This is a genomic window from Halothiobacillus neapolitanus c2, assembly GCF_000024765.1.
Lineage (GTDB): Bacteria > Pseudomonadota > Gammaproteobacteria > Halothiobacillales > Halothiobacillaceae > Halothiobacillus > Halothiobacillus neapolitanus.
Genome location: NC_013422.1, coordinates 396,923 through 414,066, shown reverse-complemented (window position 1 = coordinate 414,066; position 17,144 = coordinate 396,923). Strand labels below are relative to the sequence as shown.

Here is a 17,144-nt window from a genome sequence, read left to right as displayed (position 1 = left end):
GTGCAGACCTTCCCGTGTCTATTTCTGTCGCGTATCGAACGCGGCGCGCAAGGCTTCGCCGATAAAAATCAGCAAGAGCAAGGTGCCCACCAACACGCCAAATGTGGTGAGCGATAGCCACCAGGCATCGATGTTGTTCTTGCCTTGCGCCAGCAGTTCGCCAAGTGAGGGCGTGGAAGGCGGTACGCCCAGGCCCAGAAAATCCAGACTCGTCAAAGCCAGAATCGCGCCCGATACCCGAAACGGCAAAAAGGTAATAACGGGGGTGAGTGCATTGGGCAGCAGGTGCCGAAACATAATGCGCGGGCCGGACACCCCGAGCGCTCGGGCGGCACGCACGTATTCCAGATTGCGGCCTTTGAGGAATTCGGCGCGCACATAATCCGACAAGCCGATCCAGCCGAACAGCGAAAGCAGAATCAACAGCAAGCCGATCGAGGGCTGGAAGATCGAGGCGAAAATAATCAGCAGGTACAGTTCGGGCAGCGAACCCCACACTTCGATAAAGCGCTGAAAAAACAGATCGACCTTGCCGCCAAGATAACCCTGCACCGCACCCGCCAGCATCCCGATCACCATGCCGATGGCCGTGAGCGCAAAACCGAACAGCACCGACAAACGAAAACCGTAGATCAGCCGAGCAGCCACGTCGCGGCCCCGATCATCGGTACCGAGCCAGTGCCGCGCATTGGGCGGCGCGGGATTCGGGGCGGGGTTGTAGTAGTCGATGGTGTCATAGGAAAACGGAATCGGCGCGCGCAGCAGCCAGCCGTGTTCACGGATTTTGCCGATCACATAAGGGTCGGTGTAATCGGCATTAGTCGCAAAATCGCCGCCGAAGGTGGTTTCGGGGTAATTGTGAATCAGCGGCAGGTAGAGTTGATGCTGGTAATACACCAACAAGGGGCGATTATTGGCTAATAATTCTGCCCCGAGGCTCAGCACGAACAGGATTGAAAACAGCCACAGGCTCAGGTAGCCACGGCGATGACGCACAAATCGCTGCCACACCCGCCGCCAAGGGCCTTGGTGTGAAACTTGGGCTGCCTGCTCGCTCATGAATTCACGGCCTGGAAATTGATGCGCGGATCGACCCACACATAAGCCAGATCGGACAGGAGCTTGCCGATCAACCCGATCAACGTGAACACATATAGCGTGCCGAGCACGACCGGATAATCACGCTGGATGACGGCGTTATATGAAAGCAGCCCCAGCCCATCGAGCGAGAAAATAGTCTCGATCAACAGGCTGCCGGTAAAAAAGGCACCGAGAAATGCCGCCGGAAACCCGGTCACAATCGGAATCAAGGCATTGCGAAACACATGACCGTACAGAATCCGCCGTTCAGACAGGCCCTTGGCGCGGGCGGTGAGCACGTATTGCTTGCGGATTTCTTCCAAAAAACTGTTCTTGGTGAGCATCGTCATCACGGCGAAATTGCCGACCATCATCGCCGTGACGGGCAGCACGATGTGCCAGAGGTAATCGGTGATTTTTCCGAAAATTGATAGCTGATCGAAATTGTCCGATGTGAGGCCACGCAACGGAAACCACTGCCAGAAACTGCCGCCGCCAAACAAAACGATCAAAACCAAGCCGAGCACGAAGCCGGGAATGGCATAACCCACAAGAATCACGGTGCTGGTCACGGTATCGAACCGCGAACCATCCCGCACGGCCTTGGCGATGCCCAGTGGAATCGAGACCAAATAGGTGAGGAAGAACGTCCACAGCCCGATACTGATAGAGACCGGCAGTTTCTCCAGAATCAGATCGGTGACCGAGCGCTGATAAAAATACGAGGTGCCCAGATTAAAGGTGAGGTAGTTACCCAGCATGTCGCCAAAGCGCTGCCAGGCGGGTTTATCAAAGCCGTAAAATGACTTGATCTGATCGAGTTGGCGCGTATCGAGCCCCTGATCGCCCCGATACAAGCCACCCGATAGGCCGCCGCCAGATTCCGCCCCCGCCGCACCGGCACCGCCCGATTTGAGCTGCGCCACGAGTTGCTCGACCGGCCCGCCGGGTACGAACTGAATCACCGCAAAGGAAATGGCAAGAATCCCGAACAGGGTCGGGATCATCAAGAGCAGCCTTTTGAAAATGTAACCGGTCATTCGTTTGTTCCGGCCTTTTTCTGAGACTTCATCTGTTCGCGCATTAGGCGGGCGACGGCCTGATCATTCGCATCTGGCGATTGGCTCAGAGCAGCGATCACGCCGGCCCGATCTTCTGCGCTGCGGTTTTGGTTGAACTTGAACGTGGCCTGAATATCCGAGATGTCGATCTCGAAGCCGACCAGCATCGTCATCAGATGCGCTCGTCGTTCGCGGTCGATATCGAACACCCACGGTGTCGGCTGCGCGGCCTCGTGGGTTTCGGTGAGTTCGGTGAGCATGGCGATCAGGCGGGCTTCATCCTCGATCAGCCGCACGGTGCCGCGCACATGTACCGCCGCATAATTCCAGGTTGGCACCCCGAAGTTTGTGTACCAACTCGGCGAAATGTACGTATGTGGGCCCTGGAATACGACCAGCACCTCCTCGCCATGGGCAAAGTGTTGCCATTGTGGATTGGCGCGGGCGATATGGCTGATGAGCTTGCCCTTGCTATTGCCATAGCCTTGACCTTGGCCCTGAATAGTTTTATCCCAATGGAGCATGAACGGCAGATGCGTCACCTCCGACCGGCCCTGATCGCAGGTAATCAACTGCCCAAACGGATGGGCGCGGATCATCCGGGCAATCGTGTCGCGATCGTTTTCCACAAAGGCGGGCGGGCGATACATACTTGGCTCGCTTAATTCGCCGAAGGGCTGCCTGTCTGCTGCTGAACGACGGGACTTGATTCCGCCCCGGATGACGGCTTGGGGTCGGAATCCTTGCAGTTGGCAATGCAGACCACTGATTTTTTCACGCCGCCGCCACAACCCACGTAGCACTGTTCGAAGTTCTCCTGACAGGGGCACGGCGCGCTGTCGCATTGTTCGTGGATCATACGTTGGCGCTCTTTAGCCAGGCTTGGCGCGACCGGCGGCGTGGGCGCGTCATCGTAGTAATCATCGTAATAACCCGGACGCATCACCCAGCCATAGCCCGGCACGAATACTGGGTTGAAGAACCCCATGCGTAAGCTGCGATTGAGCTCGTAAAACTGCCGGTCGGTTTCGTACTGGCGCCGTTGCACTTCGTAGGTTTTAAGCGCCGAATCAAAAGCCGCGCGCGCCGCCGGTTCAATATGCGCGATGCACGATTGGCGCGCCGCCGAACAGCTATTCTGGCACTGCTTGAGCGAGTCTTGGCATTGCGCCACGCAAATCAATCCTTTGGCGGTTTGTGGCGGCGTGTACGACGTTTGCGTGGCATATTGCGGCGTGGCACAGCCAGCCAAAGCAGCCACGGCGGCCAGCAGGAGGCTTCGTTTAAGCCACAGCAGCAGTGGGGCACCTCGAAAAACCGTCACGGGCTGACGCCAGCTCCGCGTTAGCATGTTCGAGTGCAAGGAGCCGCGGGCTTGCGCCAGCTTCGCGTTCAGTGAGCAACGAGACATATCAAGTAGATAGGCGAGGCGCGGGCTTAAGCCAGCTGCGCGTAAACGAGCACGCGACGACGCAATCGGACAGCGCAGTAGGTTTTTCGAGGTGCCCTTTCGATTGTTTTTGCGGATGTTCATATACTTGCCACCATGTTTGCATGACCCAAGTCATGGCATCGAAATAAAGCGGCAGCGGCTGGTGAAAACCGAATCGATTCCACCACGCCAGCCGATGCGCACCAATGTACCAGTTTGGCACCAGATATTCGCCCCAAAGCAGCACGCGATCCAGCGCGCGACAGGCCGTGACCAGTTCCGCCCGCGACTTGGCGTAGATGACCCGATCAATCAGCGCGTCCACCACAGGGCTATCAATGCCCATGTAGTTGCTGGAACCGTCGGTATGCGCGGCCGCACTGCCGAACCGATCGCGCAGTTCATTGCCCGGCGATTGCGACTCGCCATAAGCTACCACGGCCATATCAAATTCAAACCGATCCATCTTGCGTTGATACAGCGATACATCAATCGTGCGGTAACTGACTTCGATGCCGAGCCGTTTGAGGTTGTAGGCATAGGGCGCGACGATGCGCTCGAAACCGCGCATGGCCAGCGTGATTTCGAAGGAAAACGGCTGGCCTTCGGCATTTTTGAGCACGCCCTCTTCCACCCGCCAACCGGCCTCGGCCAACAAATCACGCGCTTTAAGCAAATTGGCACGCTGCTCGGCCGGATTGTTGGCGACGGGCACTTGATAGGGTTCACGAAACAACTCGGGCGGCAACTGGGCCTTGAAGGGTTCGAGCAATGCCAATTCATCGCCTTGCGGCAATCCGCGACAAGCCAGTTCGCTGTTACTGAAATAACTGTCGCAGCGCGTGTACTGACCGTAGAACAAATGCGTGTTCGACCAGCCAAAATCCAGCGCCAGATCCAGCGCCCGCCGCACGCGCCGATCCGAGAACAAGGCTTGGCGGGTGTTCATGCCGAAGCCCTGCATCCCTGCGTTGTTTTTATGCGGTATCTCCCGGCGAATAATACGGCCATCATCGAAATTCGCGCCGGTGTAATCACGTGCCCAGCGCTTGGAGTTGGTCTCGTAGAAGACATCAAATTCGCCCGCCTTAAAGGCTTCGAGCGAGACGGTTTCGTCCTTGTAGTATTTGAACACGATTTGGTCGAAGTTGAACTGCCCGCGACGCACGTCCAGATCCTTCGCCCAGTAATCGGGGTTGCGCTCATAGGTGATTGTATTGCCGTAATCGACCCGACCCACGCGATACGGCCCGCTGGTTAAAAACGCCTCACGCGACAGGCTGGCAAAATCACGCCCCGCCAGCCAGCGTTCGGAAAAAACCGGCAATTCACCAATAATCAGATGCAGTTCCGGGTTGACTCGCTTAAAGCTGAATCGAACATGCCGCGCATCGGTCAGCTCCGTACCGGCAATATCCGCCCAGTAAATCCGATAGCGCGGATGCGCCTGCTTGCTCATGAGCGTATTGAAGCTGAACAGCACATCCCGCGCCGTGACGGGGCTGCCATCATAAAAACGGGCTTTGGCGTTGATGCGAAAAGTAATCGACAAGCCATCGGCGGCCAGATCGGCCCGATCGGCCAACAAGCCATAGGCAGAGAACGGTTCATCCCAGGCGCGCGCGGTCAGACTTTCAAAACACAGTTCATTCAGGCCAGAGGCGGCCAAGCCCTTCAACACAAACGGGTTGAGCGAGTCGAAGTTGCCAAAAACCGACAGCGACAACCGGCCACCCTTGGGCGCGTCGGGATTCACATAATTGAAGGCGTTGAAGTTAGCCGGATACTTGGGTGAATAACCCAGCGCGTCGGCAAATCCGGCAGCATGACCGACCCGACTGAACGCGCCCGCTCCGGCTGCCAGAGCGCCTGTTGCCAGCAAATAACGAAGAAAATCACGGCGCGAACGCTGGTCGTCTGTGAATTGATCGTGTCGCGAGGGATGCTCGTTTTTCATTTCAACCGTACACTATGTCAATAAGCCTCGAGAGAAGTCGTGCGCAAGGGACAACCAGACGAACGACGGACGCTTTATGCATCCACTCGGGTGAGTGATCACATTTTTAGTCAGCATGAGGAACATAGTATGGGATTTTTAAGCGGCAAACGTGTCTTGATCGTGGGTATTGCGAACAATCGCTCCATTGCATCGGGCATTGCCGAAGCCATGCAACGTGAAGGCGCGGAACTGGCGTTCACCTATCTGAACGATCGCTTCAAGGAAAAAGTCGAAAAAGCGACAGCTGAGCTGGGTTCGAACATCTATCTGCCGCTGGATGCCACATCCGACGAGCAGATCGACGCCCTGTTCCCGGCACTCGCCGAACATTGGCCGGAAGGCTTCGACATTCTGGTGCATTCGATTGCCTTCGCCCCGCGTGAAGCGCTGGATGGCGACTACCTCGATGGCATGTCGCGCGAGGCGTTCCGCGTGGCGCACGATGTATCTGCTTACTCTCTGGCTGCACTGGCAAAAGCAGGTCGCAGCACCATGCGCGATAATGGCGCCATCGTCACGTTATCCTATTTGGGTGCCGAACGCGTGATGCCGAACTACAACGTGATGGGCGTCGCCAAAGCTGCACTCGAAGCGAATGTGCGATACCTCGCCGGCTCACTGGGTGGTCGGGGCATTCGCGTGAACTCCATCTCCGCCGGACCGATCAAGACACTGGCCGCCTCAGGCATCGGCGAGTTCAAGAGCTTCCTCGATTACGTCGCGCTGAACTCACCGTTGAAGCGTAACGTCACCATCGAGCAAGTCGGCAACACCGCCGCCTTCCTGTGCTCGGATCTTGCATCGGGCATTACCGGCGAGAACGTGTATGTCGACTCCGGCTATTTCATCACCGGCATGGGCCAGTGCCCGAAATAAGCCCCCCTGAAATAAACCCGGTAAGACCCCATTGGCGCAGTGCAAACGGCGCCAATAAAAAAGCGGCGCAACCTGCGTCGCGCCGCTAATCGGCCCACCGTATCGGTGGGTTTTTTCATTCTTGGTTTTGACCCCAGTCCGAGTGACCTTTTCAGGAGGTGGCACCAGACCGATTCGCATCAAGGCGTCGCTGTTTTCTCGGCTTTTTGATTGATGGTGATCTTTGCCTCATCCCGAAGGGCTTTGAGCAACACACCCAAGGTTTGCTGCGCTTGTGCCTGCTGAATTTGAGCAGAAAGCGCCTCCTTGTCCTGCTCGCTGATCGTGGCGGGATCGCCATCTTTAATCGCCTCGACGACCACCAGTGCTTCATTGCCATCACTCAGAGCCAAGGCTTTGCTGGCCAGTTGACCGTCCGGTGCCGGCGCCAGGGCAAAAGCGGCCTGGATCGCTTCCGCAGGAATCGGGGCATCACGCGCCGTACGCTTGAGCCACACCGGCGCTACCCAGGTCGCACCGGCCGCTGTTGCCACCGCTTGCGGGTCCGCGTCGGCGGTCAATTTCTTGCCGATATTCTTCGCCGCATCGGCCAACGCCTTGTCGATGGCCTGATCCTTCAGAGTCGTCGCAATCTGATCCTTCACTTCGGCTAACGTCAGTTGCGTTGCGGGTTCGTGCTGATCCACGCGAATCACGACCGCATGGTTGACACCCAGTTCGATCAGGTTGCTGTTCAGTTTTTGCTTGAGCACTTCTTTGGAGAACGCCGCCTGACGGACTTTTTCATTTGCCGCAATGCCCGTACCGCTGTTCCGGTCGAGCCAATCGCTGGCCTGCACCTTCAATCCCAACGCCTCGGCTGAGGGGATCAGGCTGTCGGGGTGTTCATAAGACTGATCGGAAAGCTTTTCACCTTCGTTGTAATAAATTTTCTCGACCTGTTGCTCCTGAACCTCGGCCACCATTTTGTCGCGCATGTCCGCCAGCGGCTTGATATCGGGATGGCTTTCCTTTGTGACCTCAATCAGGTGCCAACCGAACTGCGTGCGCACCGGTTCGCTGACCTCACCGACCTTGAGGGCGTCCATCGCTTCTTCGAACGGCTTGACCATCTGACCGGGCGCAACCTCACCAAGATCGCCGCCCTTGTTTTTCGAACCCGGATCATCGGAAACCGCTCGGGCTTCATCGGCAAAACTGGTCTTGCCGGAAACAATCGCAGCACGAGCCGCCAAGGCTTTATTCTTGGCCGCTTCAATAGCCGCACCGTCTGCGTTCTTGGGTACAGAAATCAGGATATGTCGTACCGTGCGGACAACCTGTGCTTCTTGCTTCTTCACATAATTGGCATAGGCCTGCTCAACCTGAGCATCCGTAACCTTGACCGATGGCGCCAGTGTTTTCGGCGACAACTCGATGTATCGGAGTTTTACGCGTTCTGGGCGGATAAATTCACCCTTGTGCGCGGCATAGTAAGCCTCGATCGCGCCATCGGTCGGTGCGGCAACCGTATCGATCACCCGTGCACGATCCAGCCGGACCATGCCGATTTCACGTGTCTGGTCACGCAATTTGACGATCTGGTCCAACTCCGGCGCTGTCACTATCGTGCTTTCGCTGATCGCATTCTCCAGTGTCTGCATGACGATGTCCTGCTTCAAACCGGCTTCGAAGTTGGCAACCGTCGTACCGCGCGCCGCGACAAAAGCTTCATATTTCTTGACGTCGAACGCGCCATCGGTCTTGAAAGCAGGTTCAGAACGAATCAAATCTGCCACTACGGCGTCCGGCGCCCGAAATCCGGCCTTCTGTACGAATACCCGCAAAACTCGCTCATTGATCATCTGATCGAGCACCTGCTGATCAAGATTCAGGCTCTGCAGCATTTCTGCCGATACGCTGCCGCCGAGTTTTTGAATAATGGCCTGACGCTGTTGACTGACCGCCTGCTCGAATGCTTGCTGGGAGATCGGCAAACCATCGACCTCGGCCACAGGCTGGTTTTTGCCGCCGCTGAAGTACTCACCGACGCCCCACAACACGAAGGGAATACTGATTAAGCCGATGATCGCGTAAGCGATCCAACCCTGAATGCGTTCCCGCAAGTCCATCAACATAGCATCAATACCTTAAAAAACTTTAAAGCCCGCCGGAGCAGGCAACTGGCCATCCAGCCTACTGCAATAATTGCAACCGGGAGAATTACGCTCCCTATAAAAAAACAGGGACGTTCCCGCCCCTGCTTCTTGTACTCACCTCAGTAATTCATCCCATGGCGCAGTTTGGATGTGGCCGGACGAACCCGAAGTATCGAACGGCTCAGTTAACGGCGTCTTTCAAACCTTTACCGGCCTTGAATGACGGCAGGCGGGAGGCGGCGATTTCGATTGTTTCGCCTGAACGCGGGTTGCGACCGGTACGGGCTTCACGCTCACGAACCAGGAAGGTGCCGAAACCGACCAGAGTAACTTGGTCACCTTTTTTCAGCGCATCACCAACCGCTTCGATAAACGCATCAAGCGCTGCCGCGGACTCAGTTTTCTTCATTCCGCTTTTGGCAGCCATTGCGTCAATCAGTTCAGATTTATTCATATCGTTGCAATCCTTTTCTTCTGGGGGTTAAGACAGGGGGTTAGATTTCTAATTTCTAGATGCCGGATTTTGCAGGCAATACCCGCAACAATCAACCAATTCCGATTACGCGCATCTAAGTCCAGTCGCTTTTATACAAGCCACACTGGCGTGCTGTCAACAAAGTCCGGACTTTTGGCGTAACAATGCGCGAGGAAATCTCCAACATTTGCTCGAAGCTTATCCTGATGCGGATCGGCAGTGCGTTCGCTCTGCACGAAAATCCGCAATCAAAACCGGAATCAATGAGCATGCGCACTCTGATCGTCTGCCCGCTTGACCTCGGCACTTGGCACCGCGTCCTGCAGTGCTACCGGCTTCGGTGTCGGCGGTGTAACCAAGGCCACGTCCAGCACTTCATCAATCCATCGCACCGGTCGAATATCCAAGGAGGCTTTGATTTTCTCAGGAATTTCAGCCAGATCCTTGCGGTTGCCTTCCGGAATCAGAACCAGCTTGATACCGCCGCGTTGTGCGGCCAGCAGTTTCTCCTTGAGTCCACCAATCGGCAGCACCTCACCGCGCAAGGTAATCTCGCCGGTCATCGCCACGGTCGATTTGACAGGAATACCCGTCAGGGCAGACACGATTGTTGTGCACATGGCGCCACCTGCAGAGGGGCCATCCTTCGGTGTCGCGCCTTCGGGCACGTGCACGTGAATGTCCGTTTTCTGGCTGAAGTCCGGATCGATCCCCAAAGAGACAGCCCGCGACCGGACGACCGTCATCGCGGCCTGAATCGACTCCTGCATGACCTCACCCAATTGGCCGGTGTACTTGAGGTTACCTTTACCCGGCATGGTCGCCGCCTCAATCGTCAGCAGGTCGCCGCCAACTTCCGTCCAGGCCAAACCAGTCACCTGACCGACCTGATCGGGATGTTCGACTTTGCCGAAATCGAAACGGTGAACGCCCAAGTACTGATCCAGTGAGCTGGAATCGACGGTAATCGGCGCCTTCTCTTCATTCGTAACGAGTTTACGCACTACTTTACGCGACACCTTGGCCAATTCGCGCTCAAGGTTCCGCACACCCGCTTCGCGGGTGTAATAACGGATCACATCGCGTACCGCTGATGTATCGATGCTGAGCTCTTTGTCCTTCAAGCCGTTCTTTTCCAACTGCTTGGGCAGCAGATAGCGTTCGGCGATCTCGGTCTTTTCGTCTTCGGTGTAGCCGGCAATCCGAATCACCTCCATCCGATCCAGCAACGGACCCGGAATATTCAGGCTGTTGGCTGTGCACACGAACATAACCTCGGACAAATCGATGTCCATGTCCATGTAGTGATCGGCAAACGCTTTGTTTTGCTCAGGGTCCAACACCTCCAGCAAGGCCGAAGCCGGATCGCCTCGGAAATCGGAGGCCATTTTGTCAATCTCATCGAGCAGAATCAGCGGATTGCGGGAACCGATCTTGCTCAATGTCTGAACGATCCGGCCAGGCAAGGCGCCGACATAAGTCCGGCGATGACCGCGAATCTCGGCATCGTCACGCACGCCACCCAAGGCGATGCGGCCGAATTTTCGGTTGGTAGCCTTCGCAATCGACTGACCGAGCGAGGTTTTACCCACACCCGGCGGGCCGACCAGACACAAGATCGGGCCGTTCATTTTGCGAACGCGCTGCTGTACCGCGAGATACTCAAGAATTCGCTCTTTGACCTTCTCCAAACCGAAGTGATCGGCCTCGAGCACTTGTTCAGCGACGCCCAGATCGTGCTTGATCTTGGTCCGCTTCTTCCATGGCACGGCAACGATCCAATCCAGATAGTTACGTACGACCGAAGCCTCGGCGGACATGGGTGACATCATCTTGAGCTTGTTGAGCTCGGATTTGGCCTTTTCCAACGCTTCTTTGGGCATACCCGCCGTCAAGATCTTGCGTTCCAACTCGTCGAGATCGCTTCCGCCCTCTTCCAGATCGCCCAGTTCCTTCTGAATCGCCTTCATCTGCTCGTTCAGATAGTACTCGCGCTGGCTTTTCTCCATTTGCTGCTTCACGCGGCCACGGATGCGTTTTTCAACCTGCAGGGTATCGATTTCCGACTCGATCAATACCATGAGTTGCTCGATCCGCGCATGAAGATCAATGGTTTCAAGGATTTTTTGCTTTTCATCCAAGCCCAGAGCCATGTGCGCGGCGATGGTATCGGCCAGACGCGATACATCATCGATGCCGGCCAGCGAGGTCAGCACTTCAGGTGGCGTTTTCTTGTTGAGTTTGACGTACCCGTCGAACTGGTTGAGCAATGTACGCGCTTCCACCTCCAGTTCGCGATCCGGCTGTTCTTTGGGCTCTTCGATCGCATGCACTTCGGCAACGAGATACTGGTCCACCTCGTGCACCTGCACGCAGCGCACGCGCTCGACACCCTCGACAAGCACTTTGATCGTGCCGTCCGGCAATTTGTGCAGTTGGAGAATGGAAGCCAAGGTGCCGACGGCATGCAGATCCTTACGGCCGGGATCGTCAAGATCAGCATCTTTTTGTGCCACGAGCAATAACTGCTTGCTGCCCTTGATGGCCTCCTCCAGCGCGGAGACAGACTTTTCCCGCCCCACGAACAGAGGGATCACCATATGAGGGTAAACCACCACATCTCGCAGTGGCAGAACCGGTACGGTACGCGGTGTACCGGCGATTACTTCTGATGTTGTGTCGTTGTGTGGCATATGTTTTACCTGTGTGGCGCGCCCAAAGGCGGCAAGGTGAGCGGATACGATTAGAGCATAGTCAATAGTTAATGCCGAATGGTAACTTTTCAAGTGGCACGCTCACAAAAGCGGTCGGCACCATAAAACTAAGGACAAAGTACAGCGCAACTGAGTCGAGGCGACCCGAGCCGGACATTCATAAAAAAATCCCGCCAAAGCGCGGGATTTCAATTACGCCCGATGAAACAGGGGAAAAGTTACTTATCGGAAGCCGCTTTTGGCAAGCTTTCCGCCTGGTCAAAAAGCAGATAAGGCGCATTTTCACCTCGTACAACCGAGGCATCCACGACGACCTTCTGGACATTCTCTGTAGAGGGCACGTCGAACATCGTATCCAGCAGCACATGCTCGACGATGGTCCGCAGCCCGCGCGCGCCCGTCTTGCGCTTGATAGCCTGACGCGCCACTTCGCGGAGCGCATCTTCACGCAGATCAAGCTCCACGCCTTCCATTTCAAACAGACGCATGTATTGCTTGGTCAGCGCATTCTTCGGCTCGACCAGGATCTTGACCAACGCCGCTTCATCCAGTTCATTCAACGTTGCGATGACCGGCAAGCGACCAATGAACTCCGGAATCAGACCATAACGCGTCAAGTCTTCCGACTCGATCTGGGTCAGCAGTTCATCGGCAGCGCGTTTGTCATCCTTGGATTTCACTTCCGCAGAGAAGCCGATACCACCTTTCTCGATCCGCTGACGAATGATGCTATCCAGCCCGGAGAAGGCACCGCCGCAGATGAACAGGATGTTGGTCGTATCCAGCTGCACGAACTCCTGCTGCGGATGCTTGCGGCCACCCTGAGGCGGCACGGATGCCTGCGTGCCCTCGATGAGCTTGAGCAACGCCTGCTGTACGCCCTCACCGGAGACATCTCTTGTGATCGACGGGTTTTCGGATTTTCGGGTGATCTTGTCGATCTCGTCAATATAAACAATCCCGTGCTGGGCTTTTTCCACGTCGTAGTCACAACGCTGCAACAGCTTCTGCAGAATGTTTTCGACATCCTCACCCACATAACCCGCTTCGGTGAGCGTGGTGGCATCGGCAATGGCGAACGGCACATCCAGCACACGTGCCAGTGTTTGCGCCAACAGTGTCTTGCCGGAGCCCGTCGGGCCGATCAGCAGAATATTTGATTTTGACAGTTCAACCGGTTCGGAATCACTGTCCTTATCCTTTTCGGCGACTTTGCGCGTCGAACCGAACAGATTCAGACGCTTGTAATGATTATAAACCGCGACGGCCAAGGCTCGTTTCGCCCGTTGCTGACCGATGACATACTCGTCCAGTGCCTCAACCAATTCTTTGGGCGTCGGCAGGCGAGCGGGACTTTCGTCCTTGGCGGCGGAGATTTCTTCGCGGAGGATGTCATTGCATAACTCGACACACTCGTCGCAGATATACACCGACGGGCCGGCAATCAGTTTGCGGACTTCGGCCTGCGGCTTACCGCAGAATGAGCAGGAAAGATCCTGTTCGGATTGTGTACTTTTAGCCATGATCAATCTCTATCAGTGATGAAAAGGGGCAAGTTTTGAGCCCGATTTCAGTCATTCGCATCACGCGCGTTTATCCAGCACCGCGTCAATCAAACCATACTCGACCGCTTCAGATGCAGACAGGAATTTGTCGCGATCGGTGTCTCGTTCGATTACTTCCATCGGCTGATTGCAATGCTTGGCCAGAACGCCATTCAAACTATGACGCAATTTAATGATTTCTTCCGCATGAATCTTGATATCTGAAGCCTGTCCCTGAAATCCGCCCAAAGGTTGGTGAATCATCACCCGCGAGTTCGGCAAGGCAAACCGCTTACCCGGCTCGCCACCTGACAGCAGGATGGAACCCATGCTGGCAGCCTGGCCGATACACAATGTCGAAACATGCGGCTTGATGAACTGCATGGTGTCGTAGATGGACATTCCAGCAGTCACCACGCCACCCGGTGAGTTGATGTACAAGTGGATGTCTTTGTCCGGATTCTCGGATTCAAGAAACAACAACTGGGCCACGATCAGATTGGCCATGTGGTCTTCAATGGGGCCAACCACAAATACAACCCGCTCTTTGAGCAGGCGGGAATAAATGTCATATGCGCGCTCGCCACGTGATGTCTGTTCGACAACCATGGGCACCAATGCGGCCAGTTCCGGAGACGACAGTCCCGCTGTAGTTTGAGAACCGAAAATCATACATTCTCCCCTGTGCACACGCCCCGAGCTACTGAATTCGATGCCTCGGGCGGGTGGTATTAAAACAAAAACGCGATCAACACATCACACAAACTGTGGCGGTTGATCGCGACTTTTTCAATCTGTCTGAAGCAAAATAGGCCGAAAACGCTGCTTGGCGTTAAATCAGGCTTGCGGGGCTGGGTTCATCACCGATTTGAAATCCTGCGATTTCTGGGTCACTTTGGCTTTCGACAACACGTGATCCACGGCTTGCTGCTCCAGAACGACCGTGCGCGCATTGCTCATCATCTCGCGGTCACCTTTGTATGTCGCGACGACTTGGTCTGGCTCATCATACGCAGCAGCAATGTCATTGATGAACTCGTCAACCAAGGCATCGTCAACCTGCAAATCGGCAGACTTGACGATTTCCATGATCACCAAACCCATCTTGACGCGCTTGGCCGCCTGTTCGCTGAACAGGCCGGCGTCGAGCGCGCTGGCATCGGCATGAGGCATTTGCTGACGGACAAAACCATCGCGCATGACAACCGCTTCTTCATCGACCAATGCTTTCGGCACGTCAAAAGTCAGGCTGTCGGTCACGGCAGTCAGCACCACGTCTTTGGTGTGGCGCTTGAGCGCTTGCTTGAGTTCGCGCTCCATGTTCTTGCGAACATCCGACTCCAGTTCAGCCACCGTGGCGGAACCGAAACGGGCGGCAAATTCGTCATTCAACTCAGGCAGTACTTTCTCTTCAACCGCTGTCGCTGTCACTGTGAATTGCGCGGTCTTGCCCTGGAGATTTTCTACGGGGTAGTCTTCAGGGAAGGCCACATCAAACACGCGTTCAGGTTCGCCCACGGCAATACCGGCCAGACCTTTTTCGAAATCGGCCAACATGCGCTTCTCACCAAGAACGACCTGCATGCCTTCGCCACTGCCGCCCTGGAATGCTTCGCCATCGACTTTGCCGGCGAAGTTCACGGTCACGCGATCGCCATCTTTGGCTGCACGATCGACGTTTTGCCAATCCGCATGCTGCTCTCGGAGCGTTGAGAGCATGTCAGCCACATCAGCGTCGGTAACCTCGGCCGTTGTGGTTTCGATCTCAATTACGGACAAATCACCGATTTCAAATTCGGGATAAACTTCAATCGCAGCCACAAACTTGAGGTTTGTACCCGGTTGCGCATCAACCGATTCAATCACGGGGTTCCCGGCAGGACGCAGTTGCTGTTCGGCGATGGCCGCCTGATAGTTGCGCCCCATCACGTCGCCGACCACTTCTTCACGCACTTGACCTTCATAGCGCTGACGCACGACGGGCAAAGGCGCCTTGCCCGGGCGGAAACCATCCAGACGAACGCGGCGGGACATATCCTTGATACGGCGATCGACTTCGACATCGATTTCACTGGCAGGCACTTCAATCGCCAAACGACGGATCAAACCTTCTGATGACTGCAATTCAACCTGCATGGTCACTCAACCTCAAACTTCTTCATATCTAAAAAAAATAATCAAGGACATGCCCTGATCAGGAATATGGTGCGAGAGAAGAGACTCGAACTCTTACGCCAAAGGCGCTGGAACCTAAATCCAGTGCGTCTACCAATTCCGCCACTCTCGCAGAAACGTTTCGTTATCGGCATTTGGACAGCCCGTGCGATCTCAATCGCGACCCGCCGTTGCCAAATCCGCTCAGATCAAACCGGCGGGGGAGTATACCTGAGCTTATCGGCAAGCCCAAACTCCCTCCATGCCAATACAATTACATCGGCATGCCAGGAATGCGCCCCTTGAGCGCGCGCATCATTTTTTTCATGCCGCCACCGGAGAATTTTTTCATCATGTCGCTCATGTCACGGTGCTGCTTGAGCAACCGGTTGACATCGTGCACCTGCATCCCCGAACCCAGCGCAATGCGGCGCTTGCGCGAGCCTTTAATCAACTCGGGGTGCAACCGCTCCTGGATTGTCATGGAATTGATGATGGCAATCATGCGATGCACATCACGATCTTCGATATTCGCTTTCGCATCGGCGGTGAGCTTACCCATTCCGGGCAGCTTATCCATAAGGCCATGAATGCCACCCATATTAAGCATCTGCTCGAACTGATCGCGCATATCAACAAGGGTGAACCCTTTGCCCGTACGCACTTTTTCGGCCAGCGCCTGGGCCTTGCTGGTATCGAGAGTACGCTGCGCTTCTTCCACCAGAGAAACCACATCACCCATGCCCAGAATGCGCGATGCAATCCGATCGGGGTGGAAGGGCTCAAGCGCGTCGAGCTTTTCACCCATCCCGATGAATTTGATGGGTTTGCCGGTGATGGCGCGAACTGACAATGCCGCCCCGCCACGTGCATCGCCATCGGCCTTGGTGAGTACAACGCCCGTCAGCGGCAGCACTTCATTGAAGGCCTTGGCGGTATTGGCGGCATCCTGCCCGGTCATCGCATCGACGACGAACAGGGTCTCCACCGGATTCAGCGCGGCGTGCAACTGGCGCACTTCGTCCATCATCTCGGCATCGACATGCAGCCGACCCGCGGTATCAACAATCAGCACATCGTAAAAACCGACGCGCGCCTGCTTCAGGGCGGACTGCACGATATCCAGGGGCTTTTGCCCCGCATCGGAAGGGAAAAAATCGACGCCGACCTGTTTGGCGACCGTTTCCAGCTGCTTGATCGCAGCCGGGCGATACACGTCCGCGCTGACGACCAATACTTTCTTCTGTTCGCGCGTGCGGAGCAGTCGACCGAGCTTGCCGACCGTAGTGGTTTTGCCCGCACCCTGCAAACCGGCCATCAAAACGACGGCCGGTGGCTGCGCTGCCAGATTAAGAGCCGAGTTCTCAGCGCCCATCAGCGCGGTCAACTCATCGCTGACCACCTTGATGAACACCTGCCCGGGCTTGAGGCTTTTGATAACCTCGGCCCCAACGGCGCGTTCCTTGACCTGATTGACGAAATCGCGCACTACCGGCAAGGCAACATCGGCCTCAAGCAAGGCCATCCGCACTTCTCTGAGTGCGTCTTTGATGTTGTCTTCGGTTAACCGGCCTTGCCCACGCAGTCCGTCGAACAGACCGCCGAGCCGCTGGGAAAGATTTTCAAACATGCGCGCGTACCATCTAGATCAGTAACTCAAATCGGCTGGAA

At 55.8% G+C, this 17,144-nt stretch carries 13 protein-coding genes and 1 tRNA gene; 1 reads left to right on the top strand and 13 read right to left on the bottom strand.

All coding sequences use genetic code 11. From position 1 onward, the window contains the following. Positions 1-18 precede the first annotated feature (18 nt). The 5 genes from HNEAP_RS01975 to HNEAP_RS01955 all read right to left on the bottom strand — a co-directional run bounded on the left by HNEAP_RS01975 (position 19) and on the right by HNEAP_RS01955 (position 5,530). A complete protein-coding gene (locus HNEAP_RS01975) occupies positions 19-1,059 on the bottom strand; it encodes an ABC transporter permease (RefSeq protein ID WP_012823290.1) in 1,041 nt (346 codons plus the stop codon). Then, positions 1,056-2,120, bottom strand: a complete 1,065-nt coding sequence (locus HNEAP_RS01970) for a microcin C ABC transporter permease YejB (protein ID WP_012823289.1) — start codon at positions 2,118-2,120, stop codon at positions 1,056-1,058. The genes HNEAP_RS01975 and HNEAP_RS01970 overlap by 4 nt, the downstream gene beginning before the upstream one ends. Further along, positions 2,117-2,791, bottom strand: coding sequence for an FMN-binding negative transcriptional regulator (locus tag HNEAP_RS01965; RefSeq protein ID WP_012823288.1), 675 nt, complete (start codon positions 2,789-2,791; stop codon positions 2,117-2,119). The genes HNEAP_RS01970 and HNEAP_RS01965 overlap by 4 nt, the downstream gene beginning before the upstream one ends. A gap of 11 nt (positions 2,792-2,802) precedes the next feature. Further along, positions 2,803-3,465, bottom strand: a complete 663-nt coding sequence (locus HNEAP_RS01960) for a hypothetical protein (RefSeq protein ID WP_133484702.1) — start codon at positions 3,463-3,465, stop codon at positions 2,803-2,805. An 88-nt stretch (positions 3,466-3,553) separates the two neighbouring features. Beyond that, entirely contained in the window at positions 3,554-5,530 is a 1,977-nt protein-coding gene (locus HNEAP_RS01955; protein ID WP_012823286.1) for an extracellular solute-binding protein, read from the bottom strand. Between the two features lie 129 nt (positions 5,531-5,659). Between HNEAP_RS01955 and HNEAP_RS01950 the strand changes: the two genes are divergently transcribed. Then, positions 5,660-6,448, top strand: coding sequence for an enoyl-ACP reductase FabI (locus HNEAP_RS01950; RefSeq protein WP_012823285.1), 789 nt, complete (start codon positions 5,660-5,662; stop codon positions 6,446-6,448). A 179-nt stretch (positions 6,449-6,627) separates the two neighbouring features. On the opposite strand, the gene HNEAP_RS01945 is transcribed toward HNEAP_RS01950, so the two are convergent. The 8 genes from HNEAP_RS01945 to ffh all read right to left on the bottom strand — a co-directional run bounded on the left by HNEAP_RS01945 (position 6,628) and on the right by ffh (position 17,103). Further along, on the bottom strand, positions 6,628-8,565 hold the full coding sequence (locus HNEAP_RS01945) for a SurA N-terminal domain-containing protein (RefSeq protein ID WP_012823284.1): 1,938 nt from the start codon (positions 8,563-8,565) through the stop codon (positions 6,628-6,630). A gap of 202 nt (positions 8,566-8,767) precedes the next feature. Further along, positions 8,768-9,040 (bottom strand): HU family DNA-binding protein, encoded by a 273-nt coding sequence (locus HNEAP_RS01940; protein WP_012823283.1) that lies wholly within the window; start codon positions 9,038-9,040, stop codon positions 8,768-8,770. A gap of 281 nt (positions 9,041-9,321) precedes the next feature. Next, positions 9,322-11,754, bottom strand: a complete 2,433-nt coding sequence (gene lon, locus HNEAP_RS01935) for an endopeptidase La (RefSeq protein ID WP_012823282.1) — start codon at positions 11,752-11,754, stop codon at positions 9,322-9,324. A 239-nt stretch (positions 11,755-11,993) separates the two neighbouring features. Continuing rightward, positions 11,994-13,298, bottom strand: coding sequence for an ATP-dependent Clp protease ATP-binding subunit ClpX (gene clpX / locus HNEAP_RS01930; RefSeq protein WP_012823280.1), 1,305 nt, complete (start codon positions 13,296-13,298; stop codon positions 11,994-11,996). A gap of 60 nt (positions 13,299-13,358) precedes the next feature. Beyond that, positions 13,359-13,991 (bottom strand): ATP-dependent Clp endopeptidase proteolytic subunit ClpP, encoded by a 633-nt coding sequence (gene clpP / locus HNEAP_RS01925; protein ID WP_012823279.1) that lies wholly within the window; start codon positions 13,989-13,991, stop codon positions 13,359-13,361. A 165-nt stretch (positions 13,992-14,156) separates the two neighbouring features. Next, the gene (gene tig, locus HNEAP_RS01920; RefSeq protein WP_012823278.1) at positions 14,157-15,455 is read right to left on the bottom strand and encodes a trigger factor; all 1,299 of its coding nucleotides are present in this window, start codon (positions 15,453-15,455) and stop codon (positions 14,157-14,159) included. Positions 15,456-15,522: 67 nt separating this feature from the next. Beyond that, positions 15,523-15,606: transfer RNA gene (locus HNEAP_RS01915), tRNA-Leu, on the bottom strand. Between the two features lie 141 nt (positions 15,607-15,747). Continuing rightward, a complete protein-coding gene (gene ffh / locus HNEAP_RS01910; RefSeq protein WP_012823277.1) occupies positions 15,748-17,103 on the bottom strand; it encodes a signal recognition particle protein in 1,356 nt (451 codons plus the stop codon). Positions 17,104-17,144: the final 41 nt, after the last annotated feature.